This is a genomic window from Bacillus sp. GbtcB10 (assembly GCF_019091365.1).
Lineage (GTDB): Bacteria > Bacillota > Bacilli > Bacillales > Bacillaceae > Bacillus > Bacillus altitudinis.
The window spans coordinates 773,707-788,492 of record NZ_JAGXJP010000003.1; the positions used below are offsets into that span (position 1 = coordinate 773,707).

The window sequence follows — 14,786 nt, forward strand, 5'->3', positions numbered from 1 at the left end:
TTAATAAAATATTAAAAAAGATTATCCTTTTCGTGCAAGCTCTCTTTCTCTCAGCTCGACACGTCGAATTTTCGCTGACGGAGTTTTTGGTAGCTCGTCAATGAATTCGATTTCTCTTGGATATTTGTACGGTGCTGTTGTATTTTTCACGTGTGTTTGCAGTTCTTTAATCAGCTCATCGCTTTGTGCAGATGCATCTCGCAGGACAACGTATGCTTTCACGATTGATCCTCTGATTTCATCTGGACTTGCCACGACCGCACATTCTTTCACTGCTGGGTGTTTAATCAGTGCATCTTCGACTTCAAATGGACCAATTGTATAACCTGAGCTGACAATGATGTCATCCCTGCGGCTTTCAAACCAAAAATACCCGTCTTCATCTTTTTTCGCACGGTCACCGGTGATAAAGTAATCCCCTCGGCGCTGCGCCTTTGTACGCTCTGCATCTTTGTAGTATTCCTTGAATAAAGCCGGCGTTTCAAGATGAACGGCAATGTCACCTATTTCTCCTGGAGCACAGATCTGGCCATTCTCATCAATGATCTCTACTTCATTGCCAGGTGTTGGTTTGCCCATGCTGCCTGGCTTGATGTCCATTCCTTTCAGCACCCCGACTAGCAGCGTGCTTTCTGTTTGCCCGTAACCATCTCGCACTTCGATATCGAAATGTTTTTTGAACGTATCGATGACTTCACGGTTGAGTGGCTCTCCCGCAGAAACAGCACTATGCAATGTTGGTAGCTCGTACTGACTGAGGTCATCCACTTTTGCCATAAATCGATATTCTGTTGGAGTACAGCATAGAACATTGATTTCATTTTTTTGAAGCAGCTCTAAGTACGTATCCGGATTAAACTTTCCTCCATAAACAAAACCTTCTGCTCCGCTTCCTAAAACAGATAAGAGAGGACTCCACACCCATTTTTGCCAGCCTGGTCCTGCTGTTGCCCATACTTTATCCCCTTCATTAATGGAGAGCCATGCTTTGGCCGCTGTACGTAAATGTGCATACGCCCAGCCGTGTGTATGAACAACCCCTTTGGGATTACCTGTTGTGCCTGATGTATAAGAGAGAAATGCCATGTCCGTACGTGTTGTGTCTGCCAATTTCAACTCGCTTGACTGCTCTTCCTTTTGCGCAACAATGTTTGTCCAGCCATGATCATTCTCACCAATCGAGAATGTTTTGAAATCTTTTGGCTGGTTGGTTCCTTCAAACGATTGAATGAATGATGCGTAAACAATCGCTCCTTTTGCTTCTGCATGTTCAATTCGGTAATCTATGTCTTTAGCGCGAAGCATTTCTGAACAAGGAATTACAACCATTCCTGTTTTTAAAATGGCTAAATAAATGCTGTATGCCTCTAGCATACGAGGCACCATCACAATGATTTTATCGCCTTTTTTAAAGCCTGCATTTAATAGAACATGACCAATTTTATTCGCCTCTTCTACTAATGCTGCATATGTCACATGCGCTTCATGGCCATTCCCGTCCTGCCAGTGCAGGGCGATTTTCTTCTGGTCATGACTGAACGCTTCAATCTCACTGACTAAGTTATATTGTTCTGGTGCAATTAAGTCTTCTCTTTTCATGGTACAGCTCCTTTTAGCCTCTTTCTATGAAACGAATCATGTTTCAATTTACCTATTCTAACACTCATAACTGAAAAATGCTTGAATTAGGACCTACTCCTAGTATTATGCCATAATTTTTTCATTTCGTCTTCTTTTTTAAAAATATTCTAACAATTTATATGTACAAAAAGAAAAGAGCGGGAATGAACCCGCTCATAAGCCATAGCTTTTTAATTGTGTGTCTTAGAAAGATCCGCCACCCATATGTTGTTGAGCGTAAGATACAAGACGCTTAGTGATTTCTCCACCAACTGATCCGTTAGCGCGAGCTGTTGTTTCTGGTCCAAGGTTTACGCCAAATTCTGAAGCGATTTCGTACTTCATTTGGTCGATCGCTTGTGCAGCGCCTGGAACGACTAATTGATTAGAACTGCTTTGTCTGTTTTGTTGAGCCATGTGTTCTCACCTCCTTGTGAATATAGAATGTGTAGAAACACATGACTTCATGCGATTGATTTTATGGTAATTATTATGAAATTTTTTATTTAGAATAAATCAGCGAATTTGTCAGCTGCTTTCTTTTCATTTGTGACAACGATTGTTTCGATCTGCTCCACTGCCTCATCAAGCATTGGCTCGAATTCAGCAAAGCTTTCGTAGCGTTCTACTTTTTCAAGTTTTGGTTTTGTTTTTGGAGATGGCGGCGTAAAGATCGTGCAACAATCCTCAAATGGCTGAATGCTTGTCTCATATGTGCCAATTCGTCTCGCTTCTTCGATAATGTCATTCTTATCCACGGCAATCAGCGGTCGAATGATTGGTGTGTTTGTGACATGATTAATGGCATACATGCTTTCAAGTGTCTGACTTGCCACTTGACCAAGGCTTTCCCCTGTAATAATGGCAAGCGCATCACGCTTGGCTCTTATTTTATCTGCAATTTTGAGCATCATTCTTCTCGTTGAAGTCATCGTATAGTTTTCTGGTACTTGTTTGTGAATGAGCTCTTGGATTTTTGTAAAAGGAACGATGTGAAGCTTGACTTCGCCTCCATAGGCAGCTAAGCATTCCGCTAGATCAATGACCTTTTGCTTAGCACGTTCACTTGTATAAGGTGGGCTAAAGAAATGAACAGCTTCAATTTGAATGCCTCGTTTCATTGCCTGATAGCCTGCCACTGGGCTGTCAAAGCCGCCAGAGAGCATTAGCATCGCTCTTCCGCTTGAACCAACTGGCAGTCCGCCTGCACCTTTTACATCTTTAAATGTAATGTACGTCGCGTGTTCTCTTATTTCAATTCGCAAGTGAACATCTGGCTGTTTCACATTAACGGTTAAGTTGTCTGTATTCCTTAGAACATGTCCACCAATTTCTCGGTTCATTTCATTTGAATCAAGCTCAAATTGTTTATAAGAGCGTTTCGTTGAGACCTTAAATGTATTTCCTTGTTCATACACTTCCTGAACCGCTGAGAGTGCCGCTTCTTTGATGGCATCAAGATTTGTCTCACATTTCACAGCCAGGCTAAAGCTTTGAATGCCAAATACACCTTTAAGCTGTTCTGAAATTGGTTCAGGGTCTTCTCCGTTTAGCATGATCGTAATGCGGTCTCTGTCAGATGCATACTTTAATGCTTCAAAGTCTTTTAATACAAACCGGATGTGCTGTCTTAGTTTTTCAATAAATTTCTTTCTATTTTTCCCTTTTGTTGAAATCTCACCAAAACGGACTAAAATATGGTCATACTTCATGTTGTTATCTCATTCCTTTTAATTTTTTCACACTTTGTGCGATCGATGTGATGATTTGTGGCGCTAGCTCTGGTCCTTGTCCATATGTCAAACTGATTCTCATGCTGCTTTTGGCTGCATCTTCTGATTTCCCCATCGCCAGCAGGACACGGCTTGGTTCCTTTTTCTTAGCAGAACAAGCAGACGTTGTCGAAACGTAAATGCCTTCTTTTTCGAGCATATGCAGAAGGACTTCAATTTGAATACCTGGCACTGAAAAATTCACAATGTGCGGTGCACTATGTGTCAACGGTGTGTTTATGACGACGCCTTCTATCTTTCCAAGCTGCTGCTCTAGCTCCGTTTTTAAAGCGATCATCTCGTCATGATGCTTATTTAAATGTTCAAATGATTGCTTGATGGCTTTTGCTAAGCTGACAGCTCCAGCAGGATTCTCAGTCCCTGAGCGAAGGCCAAGTTCTTGCTCTCCTCCTGTGATAAAAGGCGCAAGCACGATCTCTTTCTTTAAAAAGAGGGCACCTGTTCCCTTCAAGCCGTGAATCTTGTGGCCTGACATCGTTAAAAGATCAATATCCATCTCTTTAGGCAGCGGAACCTTGCCAATTCCTTGTACGCCGTCGACATGAAAAATCGCCTCTTTGGCATACGTCCGAATGATGCTTGCCGCTTCCTCTATCGGCTGAATCGCGCCTGTTTCATTGTTTACATGCATGAGACTGACAAGCACTGTATCAGGGCGAAGCACTTCTTTTAAATGCGTCATATCTGCACGGCCATGCTCATTTACTTGAATATAGGAAATATCAAAGCCAAATAATGTTTTCAGCTGTTCAAACGATTCGATGACAGATGGATGCTCAATCGCTGTTGTGACAATATGTCTGCCTCGGTTCATCTTGGCAAGAGCAGCCCCTTTGATGGCTATGTTATTTGCTTCTGTTGCACCTGAAGTAAAAATAATCTCATATTGTGTAAAGCCTGTATAGTGAAGGATTTGTTTTCGCGTTTCACTTAATAGACGGCTCGCATCAATTCCAAGTTGATGCAGCGAAGACGGATTCCCAAAAAAACGCTCACTCACTTGCTGATGTACTTGTAAAACCTCTGGATAAGGCTTTGTTGTTGCACTATTATCAAGATAAATCATATCTTAAACTCCTTACAAAAAAACTTAAAAAATAAATGCATTTATATGTTACCATAATGAAGTCAGACAGAGAATTTTCTGAAAATGGCAGTTGACAACTTTTCATTTTCACTATATCATCCATAGTGCAATTGTCATATAAACACCTAAATTGTCAGAATATTTAAATTTGACACAATACACTGATTGAGGAGGGACTATTTTGAAAAATAGTTTAAGTATAAAAGAAACATTGGCTATTGGACTAATGCTTTTTGCATTATTCTTTGGCGCAGGAAATATGATTTTCCCGCCTGTTCTTGGACAATATGCTGGTGAAAACGTATGGCTTGCCATCGGCGGATTTCTACTCACAGGCGTAGGTCTTCCGCTATTAGGGGTTATTGCTGTCGCCCTTACAGGTACCGGAGCCAAAGGTCTTGCGGATAAAGCTCACCCTAAATTCGGGACCATCTTCACCGTTATTCTGTATTTATCCATTGGGCCATTTTTCGCCATTCCGCGAACAGGTACCGTTTCTTATGAAATTGGATTAGCTCCATTTCTTTCTGAAGGACAGGCTGAATCATGGATTCCATTATTCATCTTTACTCTGGTGTTTTTCACCATTACGTATCTTCTTGCTTTAAACCCTTCAAAGCTGGTTGATCGAATTGGTAAAGTGCTGACACCAATCTTATTAGCAGTTATTGCCATTATTGTGTTTAAAGCCATTGCTACACCGATGGGAATGATCGGTGCGCCTGATGCGACATATAAAGCAAACCCTCTCTTTACTGGGTTTTTAGAAGGTTATAAAACAATGGATGCTCTTGCTTCTATCGTTTTTGGAATCGTGGTCGTAACAGCTGTGAAAGATAGAGGGATCACAGAACGAAAATCACTTGCATCGGCTTGTATAAAAGCTGGTCTTGTTGCAGCAGTGGGACTAGCACTCGTGTATATTTCACTTGCTTATGTTGGTGCTTCAAGCCCTGATGCAACTGGAATGGTCGGAGCAAATGAAGGAGGAAAACTACTTTCACTTTCTGCAAACTTTTTATTCGGTTCTGCTGGTAACATTGTTCTTGGCGCAGCCATTTTATTCGCTTGTCTCACAACAAGTGTTGGACTTGTCTCGTCATGCGGGGAATATTTTTCAAAGCTTTTCCCAGCGCTTTCTTATCGTACCGTCGTTCTAATTGTTTCTTTATTTAGCACATTCGTTGCAAACCTTGGACTGGCACAAATTATCTCTCTATCAGTCCCTGTACTTGTGGCGATATATCCACTGGCCATTGTCATTATTTTATTATCGTTCCTTGACCGCTGGATTAACGGCAGACGAGTGATTTATGTCGTATCCTTGATCTTCACTGGATTTTTTGCCATTATTGACGGCTTACTTGCTGCCAAATTCAATCTAGGGGGTTTACCTAACTTCTTAGATTCATTCATTCCATTTTACGATTTAGGCATTGGGTGGGTTGTACCAGCGATCATCGGCGCAGGGATTGGCGTACTCATCTCTATGTTGACTGGTCCGCCTAAACAGCTTGCATCCTAATCATTCTTTAAACATCCTCTTCCAAAGTGAAGGGGATGTTTTTTTATTGTCCTCCATATACTAAAATAGAAAAATTCATGACTTTTGTACGAAAACACATGTTGACATCAGGCGTACATCCTTTATAATTAGTGATTGTTAATGATGAACGGTTACCTAGCAACTAATTAACAGAATATTTCAACATAATAATGGAGGCTTTAAATGCAATGAAGGCAACTTTGTCGACGAAAGATACGGTTATCATAGGTTTTATGCTGTTTGCTCTATTCTTCGGCGCCGGTAATATGATTTATCCACCAGAGCTTGGGCAATATGCTGGGCAAAATGTGTGGAAAGCAATGGGCGGATTTTTATTAACAGGTGTCGGTTTACCTCTTCTAGGGATTATTGCAATCGCTTTGACAGGTCGAGATGCAAAAGGATTAGCTGATAAAGCTCACCCAGCTTTTGGAACAGCGTTTACCGTCATTTTATATTTATCTATCGGGCCACTTTTCGCTATTCCTCGTACGGGAACGGTTTCATATGAAATTGGTGCACTACCCTTTTTAGCTGGTGTACCAGCTTGGCTCTCACTTTTTTTATTTACACTGGCCTTTTTTGGTATTACGTATTATCTTGCACTCAATCCAACGAAAATTGTGGATCGTGTAGGGAAAGTGTTAACACCGATTAAATTTACGATCATTTTGATTATTATCGTCAAAGCCATTTTGACACCGATGGGCGTCATTGGCACACCTGATGTGTCCTATAGCAATGGATCATTTTTCAAAGGGTTTTTAGAAGGCTATAAAACCATGGACGCTCTTGCATCTATTGTGTTTGGAGTTGTTGTCATCAACGCCATTAAAGGACGCGGCGTAACAAGTAAAAAAGCACTCACATCTGCTTGTATCAAAGCTGGCCTAATTGCAGCTTGCGGATTAACATTTGTTTATCTATCACTTGCTTATTTAGGCGCTTCAAGTACACACGCCATTGGTTTTGTTGGAGATGGTAGTAAAATCTTGGCTCAGTCCTCGCAATTTCTTTTTGGCAGTTTAGGTAATATTGTGTTAGGCGCGGCGATTACGGTTGCCTGTTTAACCACAAGTATCGGTCTCGTGACATCGTGCGGAGAGTATTTCTCAAATTTATTACCTAAACTTTCTTATAAAATGGTCGTTACACTCGTCACATTATTCAGTTTTATCATTTCAAATTTTGGACTTGCTCATATTATCGCTTTTTCAGTACCTGTGTTAACTGCGATTTACCCGTTAGCAATTGTGATTATCGTTTTATCACTTGCTGACAAATGGCTTGGTCATAGAAGACCTGTGTATGTCCTTACTTTGATTTTAACTGGCTGCGTCAGTCTGTTTGACGGCTTAGCAGCGGCGAAACTGCCGATTGGTCCTGTGAAAGATCTCTTTCAAACGATCTTGCCGCTATATGACCTTGGCATTGGCTGGATTATGCCTGCCATACTCGGAGTCGTGATTGGATTTGTTATCTCTCTATTCACTTCTTCTGCTTCAGAAGAACGCCAAAAGCAAGCTTCATAACATGGAAAAAGCTGAAGTCCATTTTAGGACTTCAGCTTTTTTATTGATGCTGATATTCTTTTTCTTGCTGAGTTAAAAGCTTCTGGACGGCTCCAGGTGATGCTTTTTCGACAGCTGCTGCTGCCACTTCAAATGAATCGTTATAATCATAGGCATAAAATCTTCGTTCTGCCTCTTTTAATTGCTCTGAAAGAATGTGGTTTTGACTTCTAAACCGGTTGCCGTATTGTATAATCCGTTCAATTTGATCCACTTTACGAAGCATGTCATGTGTTTCATCAACGACATGTCTGACTGTTTCAGAGGCTTCTTTTAATTGCTGGTTCACTGCTGGCATATTCAGCGGCAAATTCTCTAGCTGCTCCTGCACTTGCTGAATCATCTCCTGCGCTTTTTCAGCACGATCTTTGATGTCAGCAGGTACACCTGGAATGTTGCTTTTGTGCAGCTGGCGCACTGTATCTGTCAACATGGTTTTAAGTTCAGCCAATGTTTCTCTTGCCTGTAATTCTTCTTTTCGTAACGATTGAAGGTGATCTTTAAACGCTTCATGAAGTGTTTTGGCATCCTCAATAAAGGTCTCAAGCTGATTGATTTCATCCATTAATAATGTGTATGCGACATGGTCACGATCAAGCTTCTCTCGTATTTGCTTCATAAGCTTTTCAATTTCTTCTAATCGTTTTTCGAATGCTTTCTGCTGATCCAGCTCTCCTGCTGTCAGCTTGTAGCTTTCTTTCACAAGAGCCGTTTCTGCCTTTGTCTGCGTGTGGTCTTGTTCAAGTTTTTCAAATGCTTCGGTCAGCTCAGGCATTCTGCTCTTGATTTCCTGACCTGCTTCTACTTCTGCTTCTAACTGATCATACAGCGTCTGAATCGCATCATCAATCATTTGCAGAATGCTTGATGCTTCATCTAAGTTGAGTTCATCAATCAGCAGCTTCTCCGCACGGGTCAGCTGTTTATTCAAGTTCTCCAGCTCTTTTGAGATCTGGATGTGCTCTAGCTTGTAGCCTTTGTCTGTCATTTCTTTATAACCGTCTTTCAGCTTCGTCAGCTGACCTGGCACAGTTTGTTTGCAGTCTGCGATGAGCTTCGGTACATCATTGATATATAATTGCAGCTGATCGAGTCTGCGGTCTTGCTCAAGCAAAATTTTCCTTGCTGTCATGTAGTTTCCATTTTCTGTCTCTTCTTCATACTGCTTGATCCCTTCCCAGGCCTCGTCCAAGTCCTGCTCCATTTTGTCATAAAGGGTGCCATATAAATGGCTGTAAGCAAGTAGATTTTTTCGTACCGTTTGATATTGCTCTTTGACCTTCTCGATGTCTTTTCGGTTTTGCTCTTCACTTGTGACAAGGTCTGCAATCTCTTTTAAAATGTCTTCGATGTTTGAATCAGCAGCGGTGAGCAGATCTCCTATATGTGCAAGAACTTGCTTTGCTTTGGAGAATCGATATTTATCAGAATACTCCTCTGCATCATATAATAGCTCCTCTACCTTTGGAAGATGGGCTGTGACGATATCGTCCCACTCTGCACGCCATCTTTCAAAAAACTGCTCTGTTTCTCCGGTCATTTTTAAATGTTTGATTTTTGAAATTTCTTCTACAATTGATCTGTTTAAAATTTCAATTTTCCATGCTTCCAATCGGTCAATCTCTTTATATATATTTTTTCTGAGGAAATAACCGACTGAAAACAAAGCAAGCAAAATGACAATTAAACCGATGATAAACTCCATAATGAGCCCCCTTGTTGTGATCTAAGTGATGTCAGGGTAGTGTCCCGAGTAGACCTGAGAACCCTTTCGTGTCCGCTTTGCATTTGTTTTTTATAAGCAGGATTGTATTTTTGCCAATACGATCCATTCACGGTTTTATGTATGTTTTTTCAAGAAAGTCATTCAGGCTTTCTATCATTTGGCCACATGTATTGATGTGACCTGTTTTTATGTATGCGGAAGCTGTCGTTTTCATTGTTATTATGATACCATGTAACCAGCATTTTTGGTCATGATTTTTCATTATTTTCGCTGATAAACATGACGTTTTTCAAAATATCGACAAGAGGTGACGACATGTTGAAACAAGATGCACATTTACATACGCCATTTTGCCCGCACGGTACGCTTGATCCTTTTCATTCTTATATTGAAAAAGCAATGAAAAAGGGATTTGATTCCATCACCTTTACCGAGCATGCCCCGCTGCCTCCTTCGTTTCGAGATCCAACGCCTGAGCAGGATAGCGCCATGAAGCTTCAAGACCTTGAAGCCTATTTGACGAAGCTGGATCAGCTGAAACAGGAATACAAAGGACAGTTAATAGTAAAAACTGGGCTTGAGGTCGACTATATCAAAGAGTATGAAGAGGAAACAAGTGCCTTTTTAGACTCCTACGGCCCTGAACTAGACGATAGCATTTTATCTGTTCACTTTCTTCCTGCTGACAATGATTATATTTGTCTTGATTTTGATGAGCACGCCTTCAAGCAGCTGATCAGTATCTATGGCAGCACCGAACACGTCTATCAAAGCTACTATGACCAAATTCATTCTTCTATTCTATCATCTTTAGGTCCATATAAGCCAAAGAGAATCGGTCATATCACCCTTGTCCAGAAATTCAAACAACTTTTCCCATACGAAATGTCGCCAGAACTATGTCAAAGGGTTACCCTTTGTCTTGAAGAAACGGCAAAAAAAGGCATGTCCTTAGATTTTAATACATCAGGTCTTCGTAAAACATATGCCAGAAGTATCTATTTAGATCAATGGATGATTGATCTTGCAAAACAGAAAAAAATTCCGCTCATATTCGGGTCTGATGCCCATCAAGCGGAAGATCTCGGGTATGCGTATGATCAATTTGAAGACATCATGAGTTTCAGGTGAGGATCAAGTGCGGGTTCATTTGGTTCTAACAGATGATGAAGCGACCGGCTCAGTTCCTTATAGTACGTTTGATAAAAGTAAGGCTCGCTTGGGTTGATATAAAGCACCTCTGTTAAATATTGCGGCTGCAGATATGGCATCATCAGAAGTGCTTTTAGCTGGATCATAAATGATGAGAGTGACAGCTGCTCACAAATCACATGGGTGCTTTTTCCTTTTTCAATGATGAGCTGAAACAAGTATTTTTCCTTTGTTAAATAGGTGGACATGATTTCCCTGATCAGCGTTGAATCAATGGTCACTTCTCGATAAACGAAACGGGTTAATTGACGATTTTCATGCTGATAAGATAAAATATCAAAAACCACATGAAGTAAACATTCTTTTGCATGACGGGTTTCCATGTGCTGGATGTGCGATTCAATCATCTGAATGTACCCTTCATAAAAATCGGATACGAGTTGCTCGAGCAGCCCTCCTTTTCCTTGAAAGTAATAAGATATATGGGCAACGTTGACGTTTGCTTCCTTCGCAATCTCACGGACAGAGGTTCCAGAAAATCCTTTTTGGTTAAAAAGTCTGATGGCAGCTTCAATAATACGATCTTTTGTTTGCACGGTTGTTGATGTTTTCATCCGCTCACCCCTCTTCATGTGTACATACTTCAAGGTGAAGGCGGAAGTTCCTTTAATCATTGCTCGACAAATCCCACATGCGAAGCGCAAGTTATGTATTTTTGAGATAGAAAGTAGGAGATTTTCATGTTTCATGTCGAAAAACAGTCTGGCGATCCATCGAAAGACTATCAATTACTCATCAAGCAAGTAGAAGCGATTACGGATGGTGAACCTGATCTCATTGCCAACCTAGCCAATGCTGCGGCGCTATTGTATCACTCGCTTCCTGAGGTCAATTGGGCAGGATTTTATTTAGCAAAAGGCGGAGAGCTTGTGCTTGGCCCATTCAACGGACTGCCCGCATGTGTACGCATTCCTTCTGGAAAAGGGGTTTGCGGTACAGCATTTGCGACAGGTGATGTACAGCGTATCGCTGATGTCCATGCATTCCCTGGTCATATTGCATGTGATGCAGCATCGCAATCTGAAATTGTGATCCCACTTAAAGTAAATGGACAAATCATTGGGGTACTCGATATTGACAGTCCAGTGAAAGATCGTTTCAATGAAGTGGATGAAACGTACTTAGTTCAATTTACAGAGGTTCTCCAAAATGCGTTATCAGCCTCTACTGATGCGTCATGATGCTTGAAAAGCAGACAATGTGTCTGCTTTTTTCTTTTGCTTTCTTCCCGGATGAATGCCGACCACGTTTGACATTCTCCTCTTTAAATAGGTTGACTTCTCCTATCTGGCGTCATATAATAGAGTTTGTGTGAAATATGGCAGCCTTTTTGTTCGGCTTTTTTGTATCATTTTGTTCCTTCTATATGGAGGTGCATCTTGTAACTCCCTGCTGCTGGAGCGAGGATGCATGAAAACATAATGACGGAAAAGACAAAGAACAGACGGTTTTTATTTTTCACAAATAAAAACAATAAGGAGGAGTCACATTATGGCTCGCTATACAGGTCCAAGTTGGAAGATTTCCCGCCGTTTAGGCATTTCATTAAGCGGAACAGGTAAGGAACTTGAAAAACGCCCTTACGCTCCAGGCCCACATGGTCCAGGACAACGCAAAAAACTATCTGAATACGGTTTACAATTACAAGAGAAGCAAAAGCTTCGTCACATGTACGGTGTTAACGAACGTCAATTCCGTACACTATTTGACAGAGCTGCTAAACTTCCTGGTAAACAAGGTGAAAACTTCATGATCCTTCTTGAAACTCGCCTTGACAACCTAGTATACCGTCTTGGCCTTGCTCGTACGCGCCGCCAAGCCCGTCAGCTAGTAAACCATGGTCACATCCTTGTTGATGGAAGCCGTGTAGACATCCCATCTTTCTCTGTGAAACCAGGTCAAACGATTGCTCTTCGTGAGAAATCTCAAAACCTTGCAGTTGTGAAAGAATCAGTTGAAGTGAACAACTTCGTACCTGAATACCTTACTTTCGATGCTGAAAAGCTTGAAGGAACTTTCACTCGTCTTCCAGAGCGTTCTGAATTAGCGCCTGAAATCAGCGAACAACTAATCGTTGAGTTCTACTCTCGTTAATTTCATGACTCTCTCAGAGAGTGATCAAACAAACCCTAGAGACCTTGATTGTTCAAGGATTTCTAGGGTTTTTTGTTTGTATTCCATCATGTTCTAACACCTAACTAGATGAGAGTGGATGTATGACAGTGTTTAACCAAATCCTTTTTATGTTATAATACAAATAGATGTAGCGTAAATTAAAAGAAGCCAGGATGCTGTCACATCCCAGCAATGCACAAATGCTTGGCTCAAAGTGAGCTGGCTAGAAGGTACACAATAAATGGACCTACCCTACAAGTTGTCTAGGCTCAAAGGGTGGTCTATTTCTTTTTGTCTATATACGTCAACAAAGCAAGAATAAACATCCCAAATAAAAACATAAGGGACAATGCTTGAAAAGTTGACATAGGCAGCACCCCCTTTCAAGGGGATTTAGCCAAGACCACCTTTGAGTACGCCGTACATTTGCACGCTCTCTATTATACATGAAAACATTGGAAGTTACCTTCCATATTCAAAAACCTTTCTTCGCAGCATAACCACCTTCACGCTTCATTACGTGATTGTCATTCCCACATGCAACTATAGGAAAAAAATATCATTTAGCTGCCGTTTGTCTATTGGTACAATGATGATAGAGATCTTTTTCTAACGCACTAAGCTGGAGGAATTCCATGTTTTTTACCATAGTCATGATTTTCGTTCTCTTTTTCTTGTCTATTTTCGCCTATTCTCTTTTAAGAAAAAAGCAGGTCATAGATGCACCACCAAACCTATTGGCTACGATATCGTTCATATTACTGCTTTATTTTTCTCTCTGCCTCGTGATCGCTGTTCCAAGTGTCATGCTGTGCATCGTTGCTTTAGGGATAAACTATCTTTTTGGAGATTACATCACATATGATTCATTTTTCTCTTTCATCTCGTTCTCTTTATTGGTGAGTGGAATCGTGGTTTTTTGGTCGCCTTTTCTTCTTTTCATAGGCAAAGGGCTGGCTTATTTACTCAAATTCCCTTCATGGCTGACTTTTGCTTTGGAGTGGATCAGTTCTTGGATCGTTTTACACCTCTCGATTAAGTATATCCTTTACATAAAACTAGTAAATATCTCCATTTGGGAGCACGGCACACTCATTTTATCTTTCTTTGTCAGCTTCTTATTTATTGGAATAGATCTCATCTACTCAAGTATTGAACAACGAAAACAGCCGCTGGATGAACAAGCAAAAAGCTCCTAGAGATGATTCTAGGAGCTTTTGCTTGCCCAATTTGTGATCAGCTGCTCAGTTGTCAGGATAGTCTCAAATTCGTCATGCAGTGTTGCAAGTGAAAGGCGATGGATCGTTTCTGGATCATAGTATGTACCGGTTTGATCTGCGAGTCCAAAGGCGGCTGTTGCATCTGACATGAGGTAAGTATCAAAGCCTAGGTTTCCACTCATTCTTGTTGTGGTAGATACGCAGTGTGGTGTTGTGAGTCCAGCGATCACAATAGTGTCGATCTCGTTCGATCTTAGTTGTTCCTCTAAGTTTGTGCCTATAAAGCTACTGTTGACTTTCTTTTGTATGACCGTTTCTTCATCTAGCGGTTTGGCGACCTCTTTGAAGGAGTGCCCTTCATTTGCTGGATGAAATAAGGAGTGCGGCTGATCCGATGTATGCTGAATATGAATGACTGTCCAGCCTTTTTCTCTCCAAAACGTCAATAGACGACTGATGTTCTTCTCTGCATCTAGATTATTCCGTTCTCCCCATTGTTCGTGCTCGAATGCTTTCTGTACATCGACCATAATCAAAGCCTTTTGATGATGTTGCACAAATCCCCACCTCCAAAGAATCTCGTTCATTATATGTAGTGTAAGGAATGGTGGTTGATTTGTACATGTTTTTATTTGGCTATGTACGATGTTTTGTCTGTTTTTGCAGTAAAAAGACAAAACACACACTGGCTATTAAGTAATAGATACCAATGATGGATGTACAATTAGATATGACTTCTGCCCATTGCACTGATTTGACGATTGCCATCCAGATCATATAGATAATCAGAAATGAACATGGGAAATAGAGAAAGTAGCCTAAGAAATATTGTTTGAGTTTTTGCGTCATCTTTTATCCTCCTAAAAACCTTCTGCAACACCTAGTAGACCCTATAT

Annotated in this window: 15 protein-coding genes; 6 read left to right on the plus strand and 9 right to left on the minus strand. The window is 40.9% G+C overall.

Annotation, left to right across the window (positions count from 1 at the left end; genetic code table 11):
* Positions 1-21: 21 nt before the first annotated feature.
* From mbcS to KVT11_RS14180, 4 genes are all read right to left on the minus strand, one after another.
* The gene (mbcS, locus tag KVT11_RS14165; RefSeq protein ID WP_210552165.1) at positions 22-1,599 is read right to left on the minus strand and encodes an acyl-CoA synthetase MbcS; all 1,578 of its coding nucleotides are present in this window, start codon (positions 1,597-1,599) and stop codon (positions 22-24) included.
* Positions 1,600-1,824: 225 nt separating this feature from the next.
* Positions 1,825-2,037: an alpha/beta-type small acid-soluble spore protein gene (locus KVT11_RS14170; RefSeq protein WP_003216385.1), complete on the minus strand. Its 213-nt coding sequence runs from the start codon at positions 2,035-2,037 to the stop codon at positions 1,825-1,827.
* 89 nt (positions 2,038-2,126) lie between these two features.
* A complete protein-coding gene (gene thiI, locus KVT11_RS14175) occupies positions 2,127-3,332 on the minus strand; it encodes a tRNA uracil 4-sulfurtransferase ThiI (protein WP_007501769.1) in 1,206 nt (401 codons plus the stop codon).
* Between the two features lie 4 nt (positions 3,333-3,336).
* Positions 3,337-4,479, minus strand: coding sequence for a cysteine desulfurase family protein (locus tag KVT11_RS14180; protein WP_144610547.1), 1,143 nt, complete (start codon positions 4,477-4,479; stop codon positions 3,337-3,339).
* Between the two features lie 202 nt (positions 4,480-4,681).
* Here KVT11_RS14180 and brnQ (KVT11_RS14185) point away from each other — a divergent pair, with 202 nt between their 5' ends.
* Positions 4,682-6,025, plus strand: a complete 1,344-nt coding sequence (gene brnQ / locus KVT11_RS14185) for a branched-chain amino acid transport system II carrier protein (RefSeq protein ID WP_057079202.1) — start codon at positions 4,682-4,684, stop codon at positions 6,023-6,025.
* 209 nt (positions 6,026-6,234) lie between these two features.
* Positions 6,235-7,578 carry a branched-chain amino acid transport system II carrier protein gene (gene brnQ / locus KVT11_RS14190; protein ID WP_210552166.1) on the plus strand — a complete coding sequence of 448 codons (1,344 nt, stop codon included), beginning with the start codon at positions 6,235-6,237 and terminating at the stop codon, positions 7,576-7,578.
* A gap of 40 nt (positions 7,579-7,618) precedes the next feature.
* On the opposite strand, the gene ezrA is transcribed toward brnQ (KVT11_RS14190), so the two are convergent.
* A complete protein-coding gene (gene ezrA, locus KVT11_RS14195; RefSeq protein ID WP_210552167.1) occupies positions 7,619-9,322 on the minus strand; it encodes a septation ring formation regulator EzrA in 1,704 nt (567 codons plus the stop codon).
* A gap of 336 nt (positions 9,323-9,658) precedes the next feature.
* On the opposite strand from ezrA, the gene hisJ reads away from it, so the two are divergent.
* Complete coding sequence (gene hisJ, locus KVT11_RS14200) at positions 9,659-10,474, plus strand: histidinol-phosphatase HisJ (RefSeq protein ID WP_210552168.1); 816 nt, start codon at positions 9,659-9,661, stop codon at positions 10,472-10,474.
* Here the strand turns inward: hisJ and refZ are convergent.
* Entirely contained in the window at positions 10,444-11,109 is a 666-nt protein-coding gene (gene refZ, locus KVT11_RS14205) for a forespore capture DNA-binding protein RefZ (protein WP_210552169.1), read from the minus strand. The two genes, hisJ and refZ, sit on opposite strands and share 31 nt — an antisense overlap.
* Positions 11,110-11,235: 126 nt before the next feature.
* On the opposite strand from refZ, the gene KVT11_RS14210 reads away from it, so the two are divergent.
* Complete coding sequence (locus KVT11_RS14210) at positions 11,236-11,736, plus strand: GAF domain-containing protein (RefSeq protein ID WP_041092574.1); 501 nt, start codon at positions 11,236-11,238, stop codon at positions 11,734-11,736.
* A gap of 310 nt (positions 11,737-12,046) precedes the next feature.
* Positions 12,047-12,649 (plus strand): 30S ribosomal protein S4, encoded by a 603-nt coding sequence (rpsD, locus tag KVT11_RS14215; protein ID WP_007501777.1) that lies wholly within the window; start codon positions 12,047-12,049, stop codon positions 12,647-12,649.
* Between the two features lie 302 nt (positions 12,650-12,951).
* Here the strand turns inward: rpsD and KVT11_RS21060 are convergent, their stop codons facing one another.
* The gene (locus KVT11_RS21060; protein WP_017358303.1) at positions 12,952-13,038 is read right to left on the minus strand and encodes a putative holin-like toxin; all 87 of its coding nucleotides are present in this window, start codon (positions 13,036-13,038) and stop codon (positions 12,952-12,954) included.
* A gap of 267 nt (positions 13,039-13,305) precedes the next feature.
* On the opposite strand from KVT11_RS21060, the gene KVT11_RS14220 reads away from it, so the two are divergent.
* Complete coding sequence (locus tag KVT11_RS14220; protein WP_058213923.1) at positions 13,306-13,869, plus strand: hypothetical protein; 564 nt, start codon at positions 13,306-13,308, stop codon at positions 13,867-13,869.
* Between the two features lie 8 nt (positions 13,870-13,877).
* On the opposite strand, the gene KVT11_RS14225 is transcribed toward KVT11_RS14220, so the two are convergent.
* Complete coding sequence (locus KVT11_RS14225; RefSeq protein WP_254636484.1) at positions 13,878-14,477, minus strand: cysteine hydrolase family protein; 600 nt, start codon at positions 14,475-14,477, stop codon at positions 13,878-13,880.
* A 49-nt stretch (positions 14,478-14,526) separates the two neighbouring features.
* On the minus strand, positions 14,527-14,739 hold the full coding sequence (locus KVT11_RS14230) for a hypothetical protein (protein ID WP_116307275.1): 213 nt from the start codon (positions 14,737-14,739) through the stop codon (positions 14,527-14,529).
* Positions 14,740-14,786: the final 47 nt, after the last annotated feature.